Origin of the sequence: Leptotrichia sp. oral taxon 417, from assembly GCF_013394865.1 — a bacterium.
Classification (GTDB): Bacteria; Fusobacteriota; Fusobacteriia; order Fusobacteriales; family Leptotrichiaceae; genus Leptotrichia; species Leptotrichia wadei_A.
On record NZ_JABXYV010000004.1, the window covers coordinates 1 to 13,372 of the forward strand.

Here is a 13,372-nt window from a genome sequence, read left to right on the forward strand (position 1 = left end):
GTTGCTCCATCCTATTTCTTTCTTGCTCAAGCTGTCTCTGTTGAATATCAATAATTTTATTTGCCTCGTTGACTGGAGTAGAAAAAGCAAGGTTAGCAAGAAACAAGATGCAAAAAGTCAACATTTGTTTATATATCAAAATATATCTCCTTTTTAATTAAGTATTAAGTAATAATACCACAAAAATAATAAAAAATCAATTTTGTATAAAAATATTATAAAAAAGAGAAAATTTTTATTGAATTAAGAGTTTTGAATGGATTCATTACTTTAATAGGCTCTCAGACAAGCGTAAACGGGTCAAATTTGCTGAAAAATAATTTTTTAATATAAAAGGTTGACTAAAGTGAAGAAGCTTCTTAGAAGGGCTTATATCTATAGAATAACAGTTTTTCAAATTTGTTAAGTTTATAGAGAATGATAAGGGTACTTTTTGTAACAAGTGGAAGATATACAAGAAAATATTATGAATGCTGATAAATAAAGGATTTTATATTATTAAAGATAACATCTTATGAATTAAAAATGACAAAATTTAACAAATGTTATTTTAATTAAGTTCTCTTTTAATAAAATATTTTAAAAGACTTTTATGTCTTTTAAAATATTTTATATCTTTTAGGTATCCTCAACCATTGATAAATTCAGGATTTGAGTAAGTGATAGGGGTACTTTTTGTAACATATAAGGGTACTTTTTGTAACATATAAGGGTACTTTTTGTAACATATAAGGGTACTTTTTGTAACATATAAGGGTACTTTTTGTAACATATAAGGGTACTTTTTGTAACATATAAGGGTACTTTTTGTAACATATAAGGGTACTTTTTGTAACATATAAGGGTACTTTTTTTTGACAAATACCCTATTTATGTGTTATAATTAATTTATAAAGTAGAGGGAGAATTTTTATGAATGAGATTGTAAAATATCATAATAATTTTAATTCTGTTGCATTAAAAAATTTTAATGGAGTTGAGATTGATTTATTAATGGCAATTTGTAGCAAATTAAAAAATGAAGACATTAATGAAATCAAATTAGAATTTTCTGATTTACGAAGGATGGTAAATTCTAAACATAGAGGTGAATTAAGATTTATTCAAAATCTTGAACAAATGTATAAAAAATTATTGAACTTAAGTATCAGAATTGAAACAGAAGATAAAATTACTAATTTTATATTATTTACTAAATATGAAATTTTGAAAAAACAAAAAATAATTATTATAAAAATTAATGAAGAATTTAAATTTTTATTGAATAAATTGATTAATAATTTTACTCGTTTTGAATTAAATGAATTTATTTCTTTGAAGTCTAATTATAGCAAGGAAATTTATCGTAGATTAAAGCAATTTAAGCATACAGGAATATGGAAAATTAAGATGAATAATTTTAGAGAATTGTTGAATATCCCTGAAAAATATAGAATGTCAGAAATTGATAAGAAAGTTTTAAAAATTTCTATGGAAGAATTAAATAAATATTTTAATAATTTTAAAATTATTAAAATAAAAAAGGGTAGAAAAATAGAATTTCTTGAATTTAAATTTGTTCCAGAAAAAAAATATAATGAAAAGATTGAGAGTAGTGATAGAGAACTATCGTTTCCAGATGAAACTAAAAAAATAGAGACTACTCCAAAAAAGGTATTAAGAGTAGTAGAAGCTTTTCCTGAAGTAAAAAAAGAAAAAAATTTAACTTTAAAAGAACGAATTGAAAAAGAGATAGGGATTCTAAAGAATGATATTCAACGTAATACTTCATTATTAATAGGGTTAATGGAAGATCCTAAAAGAAGCCTTGATAATCCTGTTATAATGACTGTTAGAAAAAACCTGGTTGAAAAAAATTCAAAATTAACAAAACTAGAAGAATTTTACAGTCTTGATGATGACAAGATTGATGAAAATATGAAAGAGAAAATAGAAAATTTATTAAAATCAGGAGCTGAGAGTTAATTTGAAATATATAAATCTACTTTTAAACTATTTTTTTATTTATTTAGGATTAAAAAAAACAATTTGTCAGTCGTGACAGACAAACAAAAAATTTGCTTTTTTTATAAATAGTGTTATACTGAAAATAAAGGATAAATATATTTTAGGGAGGATATTATGAAAAAAATAGCAATTGTAAATAACAAGGGTGGTTGTGGTAAAACAACAACTGTTTTCAATTTGGCACACTATTTTGCAAAACAGGGATTAAAAACTTTGACAGTAGATACGGATCCACAACTTAATCTCTCTACAAATTTTGGAATAAATGTAAATGAATTAAATTTTTCATTAGGAGATTATCTGCTTGAAAGATCGAATGAATTTGAGCCTGAAATGCTAAATGAAAATTTGCATTTAATAAGTGCAGGTCCTGAAGCAGAAAAAGATATGGAAGAATTAAAAAATCAAGGGCCATATTATTATCAACTATTGAATAATTTTTTAGAAAATTTATCAGAAAACTATGATGTTATAATATTTGATACCGCTCCAGCATTTAACGCTTACACAACTTCAGCAATCTATACTTCAAGTGTTTATCCTGTAATATTACCTGGAATAAATGAACTTTTAGGACTTAATGCTACGATTAATTTTACACAAGGATTGGGAAAGGATATTTCAGGAATTATATTGATTAGAAAAGAAAAAACAGCATTGTCAGATCAGATACAGGAACAGCTGCAAGAAGAATATAAGGATTATTTGTTAAAAAATATAATAAGAAAAAATGTAGCTCTATCTGAGTGTATTGTTACACATCAATCAATATTTGATTATTCAAAAAATGCAAATGGAGCAAAAGACTACAGTAACTTAGCAGAAGAAATAATGAAAAAAGAGGGTATAAGATGAGCAAAAAATTTAATTTAGATATTAGTAAAATTAATAGTAAAAAAGTTCCAGCAGTTGCAAAGGTTGAAAGTATTTATAATATAGATTATGAGAAGCTTGATATATCAGGGATAGAAAAAGAAAAACTTATAAAATATGAAAATGATATAACTTTCCATAAAGAAAAGTCAATGGAACATATTTTTAAATATTCAAAAGCAATATTTGAAGCCAATCAAATTTTTGCAAACAAAGGAAATGGATCTTTTGGAAAATGGATAGAAAAATTAGGCGTAGATAGAGATAGTGCAAATGTAGCAATAAGAAAATATTCCTTATACTTAAAATATCAAACTAAGGGACTTGAAGAGCCTGAAAAAGTTTTGACATTATCTAACAGGACTGTAAAAACTTTAACAGGGCAAAAAAAAGATGATTTTAAAGAAACTGAAATTATAGAAGTTATTACATCAGATGACCCAAGTTCAAAATTAAAAGAGATAGTGGAACAGAAAGAAGCGATAAAATTATCCGATGTAGAAGAAAAAAGAATTTTTTTAACAAGAGAAAAAGTAAAAAGACAGCATTTGATAAAAAAGTTAAGAGAAGAAATTAGAGATATTGAGGAACAAATCAACTCTTTAAATTAAAAGTCCTAGGGGCAATGACTTACAGATTAAAAACTCATAGCAGTAGTGATAAGAGCAGTTCTAAAAGACTGCTCTTTTAATATAAAAATAAATTATTTTTACTTTGAATTTTGTCTTCAATCAAAATAACAAATTTTTACTAAATTTTTTCAAATGAAAATGGCAGAAAAATGATTCGGCTTTGCGAAGTGGAACGCTCGCATTACGAACTCATTTTTTTGCCTGAAAAGCCCTCGGCGTTTGAGAGCTCGGCAGTAATTTTTGTAAAAAATGACAGGCGAGCCATTCATTTTTAATGAATGGAGGAGCTTTGCAAAGGGCTTCGCCCTCTTGCATTGCGACTGGCCGATGCAGAAATTGAACAGTCCTAAAACCTCTGATTTGCAAAAAAATTGTAAAGAAGTATAATTAAAATAAATTGAAAAATGGAGACATTTTTTAATAAAAGGGGGAATAAAAATGGCTGAGATTTCAGCAATAAACAACTTTAAGAAATACAATTCTAAATCGGGCAGGAGCAGCATTAACAATGTTGTAAGAGAAGCGTTCCGTGAACTGGAGAAGTTTAAGAATAATGTCAATCAGGAACTGACACAGTTTAACAAAATTCTTGTCAAGGATTTATCTGTCCTTGAACGGCAGTACTATGCTATGATACAGAAGTTGACAGCAGGAGCAGGGATTGTGGTAAGCGTCGTATCGTAGGTGCAGACAGGAAATTTTGAAGCAAAGAATGGAGTGGATTTGACATATATGCTTTCCCTTGAAAAGCGGGAACAGTATTACAAGGAAAATCTTGAGTTCTTGAATGATAAATTTGGCAAAAATGTCCATTGCGTATATGCAGTTATTCATTTTGATGAAAGCACTCCGCACATGCAGTCAATGTGGACTTTTTCAGAAGAGAATAATCAGAAAGACGAGTATACAGTAAGTGATGTTAACACAGCAAAAGTTAAATCAGCTTTAACCAGTGCATTTTTGAGAAGAAATAAGGAGCTTGAGCTAATTGCTGGAACTGATGAGTATAAAAAGGCATTTGAGGAATTTAAGGTTCAGGAGAAGCCCAAAATCATTGAAAGGCAGTTAGCCAAGATGAACAAAAATAAGTCAGATAAAAAGTTTAAATTTGAGAGCGGGACTTCTCCGTTTACTAAAGATTTTTACAGGACTTTCAATGAAGAATTTGTAAATGATTTTATGGTTACAAATCCTTCCATTAATGAGTTAAAAAATAAGGTTAAGGTGTTTTCAAATGAAGATGCGGAAGTTGTAGTCAGAAGGACTGAAAAAGTAAATTCTTCTGAAGATCTTGACAGGACAAAATTCGCTATGGAAAAGGAGAAAAAGGAGCTTGAAAGTAAGATTGGCAGCAATGATTATTCAAAAAATAAGTTTTCTAATATATCCCACAATATTATTTTCCTTGAAAGATTCATTATACTTGATAAATAATGCCATTTATCTTTCTTTTTTTAATATTTGTTGAATAAAAAAAATTCCTTTACAATATAATTGCTAAATTAGTATTAAAAGGCGATTTTCATATATAAGTTCTTATTCTTTTTTAAGATACTCTTCTAGTGTTTAAAATTATCTATTTTCTATATATTGTGTAAATTGTCTAACCTAATAATCTTAGCTATAAATTTATAATAATATTTATCATTGCCAATTGGTTTATTTGGTAAGCTAACAATTAATATAGCCTCATTTATATTACTATTATAATCTGTTATATTATAATAATCAGAATCCGTTACTGATATTTCATTATATTGCTCACCGTTATATTCAAAATTAGCTTTTGTCTTAATCTTTTCTTTATTATCATAATTATATGTTTTTATATATAACTTAAGATTTTTTACTCTAACAATCTCTAAAGAATGATTAACATTACTTACCTGATTTTCAGAGAGATATGGACAAGTGTCCTTAAATATATATGGAAACATATCCTTACAATCTTCTAATACATTTAAAATATCTTTTATGCCAACTGATTCTAGTTTTTTTAAACATTTACTTGTATCAACTAAAAGATTTTCTGATTGGTGTAGTAAAGGTTCTTCTCTAATAATAGTAACTTTTATTTTATCAAATATTTGACATTCCCCATCAATATATCTTAGATCATCTTTAGACAAAGCACCCTGTGTTCCTTGATCATCAGATACTAACCTAACAGATTTCTTTGTTTCTAAATCAATTCCTGCAACACAATACCCTCCATTTTTACAAGATTTTGTTAATATTAAAATTTCTTTCTCCATTATTTATCCTCCTTAAAGATGTATAATTTTAATTTTTGGATTTTCTTTTTTTATTAATTCAGCCAATAGCCTCCTATGACATTGTTTTGCAACTGCTTCACTACACAAAAAACAAATCTTTTTATAATCCTTAAAATTTTTAATAAAATTTTTGTAATCTCCACGTATTTCCATAATTTTATTATACTGTTCTACATAATTTTCCCAAGTTATATTCTTTTCTTTATAACTTTTTAAAAGTTCCTCTGTTGGTGCATATTCTAATAAATGTTTATAATTACATTTACATAATTCAAATAAAAAATATTCTAAATCTTTTCCTTTTGCAAAACCTGATAATTGAGAAGTATTATTTAATCTTATATCAAGTAATATCTCTATTTTATATTTTTTTATAAGTTCAAAAAATTCCTTGGCAGTTTTTTTAGTAAACCCTATAGTATAAATCTCCACTAATTTTTCTTCCTCCTCAATACGATAACCTATTTCAGCATTTTGTTTATTATAAGCTCTTTTAATATACTCTTTTTCACTTAGATCTTCTCCCATTTCAATCAATGATAATTGTCCTTTATTTGGAAAAAATTTTTTTATTAATCTATCTTCTATATCTTTTTGTGTTATAGTGACATTATTAGGTAATAAATGAATTACTCTGTATCCTTTTTCAGAAAATATTTTTGAAATCATTATGGCTCTATGACATATTATAGGGTCTTTTTCAGCACACATCAAAACAATCACATAATTTTTTTCCATAGAATTCTCTAATTTTTTAATTCCTTTTAAAAAATTTTCTGACTTAGAAAATAATTCAAAATCCAAATAACCTTCTTTTGAATAATATTTTTTATCACTTTGCCTTGCTCCAAATTCTAAAAAATAATTTCTATAATATATTCTATTTTGTTTTAACTTTTTCTTTAAATTTTCTTTATTATATTCCAAATGGTATTGTGAATAAGGATTACTACGAACATCTATAACAACAGATATTTCATATTTTTTTAATATTTGTATAAAATCATCTATTACAAATCCCGAATAACCTATAGTGTATATTGTGTTAATCATTATTATATACAATCATATTTAAAAATTTCAATTTTAAATATTCATGATACTATCCCTTCTTTTTATTTATATTATTTAGATTTATTTTTCTAAACAGAAAAATAATATACATTTGTTCTTCCGATTAAACCATATTCACACATAGAATTAAGTTTATTTACAATATATTCTTTTAAATTTTCTATCGAAGTTTTTATTCTTTTTCTTACTTTATTTAATATATCTTCGATAGTAAATTTTCCTTGTTGTTCTAAAATAACATCTGCTACTACAAAACTCAATTCTTCATTTTTTAAACTTGTCATTTTTTATTCATCCTTTTCTTTTAATTTGTTTTTTATAATTTCATTTACTTCATCTGCTAAATATTTTCCAAAACTTTTTAAAAATCTTTCTTTAAAAGATTTATTCAATGAATCATTTTCTTTTAATTTTAAATAAATATAGAAATATGGATAATTACTTCTTTCTACATCTAAAATAGATTTAATATTAGAAAATTCAGAAAGACTAAAAGTTTCATCAAAATTGTAAATTATAGGTTCTAAATCTAATCCTGTTTTCAATTTTTTAGAAACAATAAAAAAACTTTCGATTTTAGAATTATACTCTTTTTCTATAAATTTGTCCATAATATTTTTTATATCTATTTTTTCATCAAAAACAGAATCTAAATAAGCAAAAATGACATGCATTTTTCGATTTTTATAATTTAAATGATATTTTTCATTAATTTTCTGATACTGTTTGCTCATTTCTATACAAGTAAGATCTAAATTTTGTTCAAAAGTCTTACTAAATTTATGAAAATCATTATTATTTTTAATAATAGACCAATAATTTTTCTTATTAGATAAAAATTCTTCTAACATATATGAAAGTGGCTCTTTTTTATCAAAATGGTCGTTAAAATAGTACTTTTTCAAAACAGTTATAAGCCAATTATCATCCCATTGTATTAAAACATCAAAATACTCATTATTAGAATATGCAAATTTAATAGCTCTCCAAAGACCAGATATATCATCTGGTAAAACTTTATTTTCTTCTTCAATTGAATTACCATCTTTTAAAGAAAGATAGTCTTTTATTATTAGTTCAATACAATTTTGTAAAATTGCATCTGTTTTTGAAACACGATGATGATTTATTATATTTTTATATAAATACCATCTTTTCCAAAAAAAATCTTCAATTGTGTTTATTGTCTTAAAGTTGTAGATAACTTCTAACTTTTTATCATTTTTTATTTTAACATCATCAAATTTGCAAGATGAAATTAATCTGTTATACTCTATTTTTCCATTACTTATACCAGAATTTGCAATATCTCTGTTTACATAATCCAATCTATCGCCATCAATTGTTCCTGCAACAATATTATGCAATGGTTTTAAGACATTTTCTTCTTTAAAAATTAATTTAGTCAATTCAATCACTATAATTTTAAAATATTTCTCAGAAAAATTTAATTTGTTATATGATAAATTTTCTGAAAATAGCATTTGACTAAAAAGTTTATCTATCATTTTCATTCCCATTTTTTCATGTAATTGGAAATCATTATTTCTTTCATTATAACTTCCTATAATCTCTATATATTCTTTCTCTCGTTTTGTCAACTCAGACTCATTTTCTTTTTTCTTCAACATTTGATAAATTTTATTCATAGAATTTTCTGTAATATGGCTAAATGGTGGATGACCAATGTCATGAAGTAATCCACAAAATCTTATAGATTGAAAAATGATAAGATACAAAAATTTTTGTTTTTCTTTTAAGTTACTTGGAATACTTCTATTATAAAATATATTGTCTATATCATATTGTTCAAAATTTTTTAATGACCGACCATTATTTGCTAGATTGTCATCTCCAATAATTGGTCTGTACTTATCAGCATTATCTAATATTTTTTCTGTAACGATTTTGTTAATTATTACTTTTTCAATTTCATCAAATAATTGTTTTATAATTTCAGGTGATGTATTACAAATTGCATTATAAAAAATATCTCCACATAATTTCATTGTCCCTATGGAATGTTCAAATCTTTTTGTCCGATTACTTGGAAAAGTTAAATATGCTGTTGAATTTTGTGAAATATGATGTAATCTATTAAATAACTTAGTTGAAATAATTTCTTTTTCATATTCACTTAATAAAACTGTTTCATGATTTGTATCAGCAATATAAATTTGTTTAGTCTGCAAATCAAAATTCTCCTTTCACAATATATTTATAATCATTTGTAAAAACTGATAATTTAATACAGCTTTCTTTCTATAGTTAATTTCTTACGCTTTTTTGACATAATAAAAAAATTTTCACAAGCTTTGATTAATTCAGTATTTATAAAATTTAAGTTTTACAAATTACTACAATACATTATAATTATCTATGTTTATTATACCCTAATTTTTTTAAATACAAAACAAAATTTTTGAATAAATGAAATTGTATAGATGTCAAACATTTGTTACAAAAATATATTAAAAAAAATATTTTTTTCCTAATGTATCTTTAACCTGATGTTTTGATATACACTTAAAACTATACTGAATTTAAGCGTATAATAAGCAAAATGATGTATACTAAATTAAAATATATTTTAGTAGACATTTTTGTAAAGGAGTTGTCTAAATGAAATTTGGATATGCAAGAGTAAGCACGGCAAAGCAGGATTTGACAAGGCAGATAGCATCGCTTGAAAATGCTGGCTGTGATGAAGTTTATTGTGATATACAGAGCGGAAAAAATATGAAAAGGGCTGAACTGCAGAAAATTTTATCAAAAATTCGGGAAAACGATACGTTTGTTGTCACAGACATTGACAGGCTTGGACGTAATTTTACAGAAGTTACTGAGCTTTATACAAAGCTTAAGGATATGAAAGTTAATATTGCTGTAATCAACCAGGAACTTTTAAATCATAATGTGAATGACAAAAAAGATGAAATTGTAAATGTTGTTGTAATTCCTCTTCTAATATATTTAGCTGAAAGGGAACGAAGCATTTTAATTGAAAGAATAAATGACGGAATTAAAAATATGCCGCTTGGAAAATCTGGGAAAAGATATAGCAGGAAAACTGGAAATGTAATTGGACGGCCAGTTAAAGTCTTAAATCTTTCAAAAGAGGAGCAGGATATGCTGAAGCGGGTAAGGAACAAGGAAATAAGTGTAAAAAGTTTTTGCAGGTTTATGCAGATAAGCAGATCCTCGTATTATAAATATTACAGAAACAGTTATCTTGATTAAAAACTAAAGATAGGTGGGAATTTCAATTATGACTGATGAATTTTTTGAAGATGAAAATGTAGATGATGGGGAAAATAATCTTGAATATGATAGAGATATTTTTGACATTGAAATTGAATTTGATGATGGAGTTGTTAAGAGAATTGAACGAACTGAAACAACTAGAGAGTTTGAAAAATTGATTGAAAATGAGGAATAATTATTAAAACTGAATAACAATTTTTGAATTTTTATGGTTAAAATTATTACCCTAAATTGTAAATTTTTTTTGCAAAATATCGTAAAATAAAAAGCATAATTATGTAAAAAAAGGAGAATTTTTAGCTCTCTTTTTTTGTTATTTTTAAAAAAATTGAAATTATTTTTTGCTGTTTTGTACAAAAATTGATTTAAAAAATGTTATATTTAAAGTTCAATAATACATAAAAATTTATCTTTAAAAATTCTCTTTATGAAGATTTTTTTGCACAAAATTTGTAGAAATTTATGCAAAATATGATCTTTAAATTTGAGAATTGTAACTTTATTTTCACGAATGAAATGAGTTTTTGAGTGCAAACGAAAGTCATTTTTTCAAAATTTTATGTGCTGAAAAAATCACGATAAGTTTCTAAAATTTTTTAATTTTCGAGAAACTTGTAAGCGTGCTTTCCAAAATTTGAATTTTCGGAAAGTTTATTGGGAAAAATTTTTATAAAAAAAAACTTGATTTTTTGAAAAAAATGGGGTAACATTTGATTAGCGTAGAAAATGAGAGCCCAGTTTTTGGAGGTGGATGGGCAGTTTAAGAAATTTCACTTCAACTCATTTTAAAATATTAAAAAAAAATTTAATTGAATAAAAAATAAAATATTTGAGCTTATGTACAGATTATTGGGAGTTTTCTTCTAAAAAGTTTGCACAAGCTCTTTTTTTGATTAAAAAAATATATTAGAAAAATCAGGATAAAATTTCTTGAAATTATAAAATAAAATTGATGATGATAAAAATTAAAGTTCATATTGCGTCATATTAAGCCCGTAGCGTTTGTTAAATCGTTTTTTGGTATAAAACTTTGCCTGATGCAAAAATTTTCGTTATGAGGCTAATATGGGCTTATTTTAGTTCTATATTATAAATTAGATTTTTAACTGAAAAATAATTCTTGACTTTATAATACACATCGTATATAATGTGTGTAAGATATTTTTTCTTTGTTGTTTTTCAATTATATAAACTGAAAAATTAATGTGAATTTATTTATGAATGAAAGAAAGAAATTAAAAAAGCAAATAAAAAAACTAAGAAGAAGATAAAAATGAAAATGATGAACAAATAAAAGAAAAGAAGGATAGAAATTATGAAAATTAAAAATGGAGTTATAAACAAAAACAACTATTTAAGAAAAAATATCTCAATAAATTCGGATGACTTTTATGTTCTAAGCAGTTTTGCAAAAAAAGTCGGTATTAGTTTTTCAGAGTTAGTTAGAAAAGCAACAATGAAATATGTTGAGGAACAGGAAAAATTGGATTTATCTGATTTCCTGCGTGCTAATTATCCCTTTGCTTCAGATGAAGAGGAGGCTGAACTTACTGAAATTTTGAAAACTCTTGATCTGGAAGAACCGGGAAAGGAGTTAAGCCTTGAAGACATCATATAGAATTACTTATACAACTGATGTTGAGAAGTTTATAAAAAAGAATAAAGATATAGGCTTAAAATTTTTCAAAGCCTTTAAAGAACTTTCTAAAAATTCTAATTTAAGAGTTTCATCTTTTGATATTGTAGCTATGCAAGGATACAAGAATGTATATAGACTTAGGATAGGACAATACAGAGCTGTTTTTTTGGTAGAAAAAGAAATTAAAGTTCTAAAAGTTGTGAAAATAGAAAGTAGAGGCGGTATTTATAAAAATAAAAAAGAGAGGTTTTAATACCTCTTTTTTATATTGAAGTGTCCCAAAAATGCAAATATTTGGCATTTTTGAACTTCTTATATCACATATTTCCTGAACCAGTTCTCAAAATGTTCCATGCTGTTAAAAGCAAACTCCTGTTCGTAAAAATCATCAACATTCTGAATTTTAACCACTACCATTCCATTCTTCTGTTCATTTATTGACTTTATTGTCAAGGTATTGAACATTCTAGTTATTCCATCCATCATTCTAACTTTTCTGTGAATGAAAAAATCAGCAGGTGTTTTAATTTCTTTTCTGTTTTTTGTTTTAGAAGTTTCTTTAGCTTGATATTTTTCTTTGGAAAAAGTAAATTCAAATCCTGAAACACTTGGACGTCCTCTTGATTTCTTGCTGTATATTTTTTTGACTTTCAATTTAAACTTATCTCCAAGTTCTTTTTGTATTGGCTTTAAAACCCAGACATCAATATCACACATTCGATAATTTACAGGAACATCCATTATTCTTTTAAAATCTTCAAGTGATATGTTCCATTTTCCAGTGGACTTAAACTGCTTCATCCTTCGATAAAATTCTTTCGCATAACTTGATTTTAGACTGATAAACTCTTTTAATTCAAATGCTGTAAAAGTAACATTCAATTCATTTAGAACCCAGGCAAATTCTTTATTAACTGCTATATCAACTGTCTTTTCGTCCACATCAACTGAATATCGAGTAAACAGCACAAACTTTATAAAGCGTCTTTCATCTCCAACTTTCAGCTTAATACTAATCAACTTATCATAAGTGCTTTCAAGATCCTTTACAAAAGTTGCTGATGTATTGTCAGAATAGTTAATGAGTTTTTTCAGTTTATCAAACTGAAAAGTTATTTCCTCTTCACCTTTTTCTTTCATTCTGCTGCAAATTGCCATCAAAATATCAAGTTCATTGGCATTAAAATTGCGAAGACTTATGTTATTAAAATTATTATTATATTTTACAACTTCATTCATAAAAACCTCCTTTTTTCTTATTATACCATTAATCAAAAATAATAACAAGTGCTTGTTTAAACTCTACTGAAAACCTAGTTTTTATTTACTGATTTTCTAGTTTTAAATCTACTGATTTACTTGTCTTTATTTACTGAAAAGCTTGTTTTTTAACTTATTTAAAAGGCAGTAATTATACATGTTTGCAAGTACCTAAAAAGGTATATAAAAAGATAATATATAAAAATGGTATAATAAAAAGGAACTAATTTAGGAAATTAAATAAATATTTTTCTAAAATTTATTGGGTAAAAAGTTGTTTTAAAAATTCAAACTATATGTAATATAGAAAAAAAATAACCGCTGTCTTTTACAACAACGATTATTTA

Annotated in this window: 14 protein-coding genes; 9 read left to right on the forward strand and 5 right to left on the reverse strand. The window is 25.4% G+C overall.

All coding sequences use genetic code 11. From position 1 onward, the window contains the following. The first annotated feature begins 912 nt into the window (after positions 1 to 912). The 5 genes from HW276_RS11365 (at position 913) to HW276_RS11385 (ending at position 4,946) form a co-directional block, all read left to right on the forward strand. Complete coding sequence (locus tag HW276_RS11365) at positions 913 to 1,965, forward strand: replication initiation protein (RefSeq protein WP_178938588.1); 1,053 nt, start codon at positions 913 to 915, stop codon at positions 1,963 to 1,965. A 156-nt stretch (positions 1,966 to 2,121) separates the two neighbouring features. Continuing rightward, positions 2,122 to 2,862, forward strand: a complete 741-nt coding sequence (locus HW276_RS11370) for a ParA family protein (RefSeq protein ID WP_178938589.1) — start codon at positions 2,122 to 2,124, stop codon at positions 2,860 to 2,862. After that, entirely contained in the window at positions 2,859 to 3,491 is a 633-nt protein-coding gene (locus HW276_RS11375; protein WP_178938590.1) for a hypothetical protein, read from the forward strand. The genes HW276_RS11370 and HW276_RS11375 overlap by 4 nt, the downstream gene beginning before the upstream one ends. 459 nt (positions 3,492 to 3,950) lie before the next feature. After that, positions 3,951 to 4,196, forward strand: coding sequence for a hypothetical protein (locus HW276_RS11380; RefSeq protein ID WP_178938591.1), 246 nt, complete (start codon positions 3,951 to 3,953; stop codon positions 4,194 to 4,196). Beyond that, positions 4,197 to 4,946 carry a plasmid recombination protein gene (locus HW276_RS11385; protein ID WP_178938592.1) on the forward strand — a complete coding sequence of 250 codons (750 nt, stop codon included), beginning with the start codon at positions 4,197 to 4,199 and terminating at the stop codon, positions 4,944 to 4,946. A gap of 149 nt (positions 4,947 to 5,095) precedes the next feature. Here HW276_RS11385 and HW276_RS11390 read toward each other — a convergent pair whose 3' ends face one another. From HW276_RS11390 to HW276_RS11405, 4 genes are all read right to left on the reverse strand, one after another. Beyond that, a complete protein-coding gene (locus HW276_RS11390; protein ID WP_178938593.1) occupies positions 5,096 to 5,767 on the reverse strand; it encodes a hypothetical protein in 672 nt (223 codons plus the stop codon). Between the two features lie 12 nt (positions 5,768 to 5,779). Beyond that, complete coding sequence (locus tag HW276_RS11395) at positions 5,780 to 6,841, reverse strand: DUF488 family protein (RefSeq protein ID WP_178938594.1); 1,062 nt, start codon at positions 6,839 to 6,841, stop codon at positions 5,780 to 5,782. 89 nt (positions 6,842 to 6,930) lie between these two features. Continuing rightward, positions 6,931 to 7,146 (reverse strand): hypothetical protein, encoded by a 216-nt coding sequence (locus HW276_RS11400; RefSeq protein ID WP_178938595.1) that lies wholly within the window; start codon positions 7,144 to 7,146, stop codon positions 6,931 to 6,933. 3 nt (positions 7,147 to 7,149) lie between these two features. Further along, positions 7,150 to 9,054: an HD domain-containing protein gene (locus tag HW276_RS11405; protein WP_178938596.1), complete on the reverse strand. Its 1,905-nt coding sequence runs from the start codon at positions 9,052 to 9,054 to the stop codon at positions 7,150 to 7,152. Positions 9,055 to 9,484: 430 nt separating this feature from the next. On the opposite strand from HW276_RS11405, the gene HW276_RS11410 reads away from it, so the two are divergent. From HW276_RS11410 to HW276_RS11425, 4 genes are all read left to right on the forward strand, one after another. Continuing rightward, positions 9,485 to 10,102, forward strand: coding sequence for a recombinase family protein (locus HW276_RS11410; protein ID WP_146965068.1), 618 nt, complete (start codon positions 9,485 to 9,487; stop codon positions 10,100 to 10,102). Between the two features lie 28 nt (positions 10,103 to 10,130). After that, a complete protein-coding gene (locus tag HW276_RS11415; protein WP_178938597.1) occupies positions 10,131 to 10,301 on the forward strand; it encodes a hypothetical protein in 171 nt (56 codons plus the stop codon). Positions 10,302 to 11,441: 1,140 nt separating this feature from the next. After that, positions 11,442 to 11,744 (forward strand): hypothetical protein, encoded by a 303-nt coding sequence (locus HW276_RS11420; RefSeq protein WP_218975059.1) that lies wholly within the window; start codon positions 11,442 to 11,444, stop codon positions 11,742 to 11,744. Further along, positions 11,728 to 12,018, forward strand: coding sequence for a type II toxin-antitoxin system RelE/ParE family toxin (locus HW276_RS11425; RefSeq protein ID WP_178938598.1), 291 nt, complete (start codon positions 11,728 to 11,730; stop codon positions 12,016 to 12,018). Before HW276_RS11420 ends, HW276_RS11425 begins: the two co-directional genes overlap by 17 nt. A gap of 59 nt (positions 12,019 to 12,077) precedes the next feature. Here HW276_RS11425 and HW276_RS11430 read toward each other — a convergent pair whose 3' ends face one another. After that, complete coding sequence (locus tag HW276_RS11430) at positions 12,078 to 13,004, reverse strand: replication initiation protein (protein WP_178938599.1); 927 nt, start codon at positions 13,002 to 13,004, stop codon at positions 12,078 to 12,080. Positions 13,005 to 13,372 lie beyond the last annotated feature (368 nt).

Excerpts from the sequence above, each read along its gene's own strand:
- HW276_RS11370 (WP_178938589.1), top strand. The coding sequence starts at position 2,122 with ATGAAAAAAATAGCAATTGTAAATAACAAGGGTGGTTGTGGTAAAACA.
- HW276_RS11390 (WP_178938593.1), bottom strand. The coding sequence starts at position 5,767 with ATGGAGAAAGAAATTTTAATATTAACAAAATCTTGTAAAAATGGAGGG.
- HW276_RS11380 (WP_178938591.1), top strand. The coding sequence starts at position 3,951 with ATGGCTGAGATTTCAGCAATAAACAACTTTAAGAAATACAATTCTAAA.
- HW276_RS11430 (WP_178938599.1), bottom strand. The coding sequence starts at position 13,004 with ATGAATGAAGTTGTAAAATATAATAATAATTTTAATAACATAAGTCTT.
- HW276_RS11395 (WP_178938594.1), bottom strand. The coding sequence starts at position 6,841 with ATGATTAACACAATATACACTATAGGTTATTCGGGATTTGTAATAGAT.
- HW276_RS11415 (WP_178938597.1), top strand. The coding sequence starts at position 10,131 with ATGACTGATGAATTTTTTGAAGATGAAAATGTAGATGATGGGGAAAAT.
- HW276_RS11365 (WP_178938588.1), top strand. The coding sequence starts at position 913 with ATGAATGAGATTGTAAAATATCATAATAATTTTAATTCTGTTGCATTA.
- HW276_RS11410 (WP_146965068.1), top strand. The coding sequence starts at position 9,485 with ATGAAATTTGGATATGCAAGAGTAAGCACGGCAAAGCAGGATTTGACA.
- HW276_RS11420 (WP_218975059.1), top strand. The coding sequence starts at position 11,442 with ATGAAAATTAAAAATGGAGTTATAAACAAAAACAACTATTTAAGAAAA.
- HW276_RS11400 (WP_178938595.1), bottom strand. The coding sequence starts at position 7,146 with ATGACAAGTTTAAAAAATGAAGAATTGAGTTTTGTAGTAGCAGATGTT.
- HW276_RS11375 (WP_178938590.1), top strand. The coding sequence starts at position 2,859 with ATGAGCAAAAAATTTAATTTAGATATTAGTAAAATTAATAGTAAAAAA.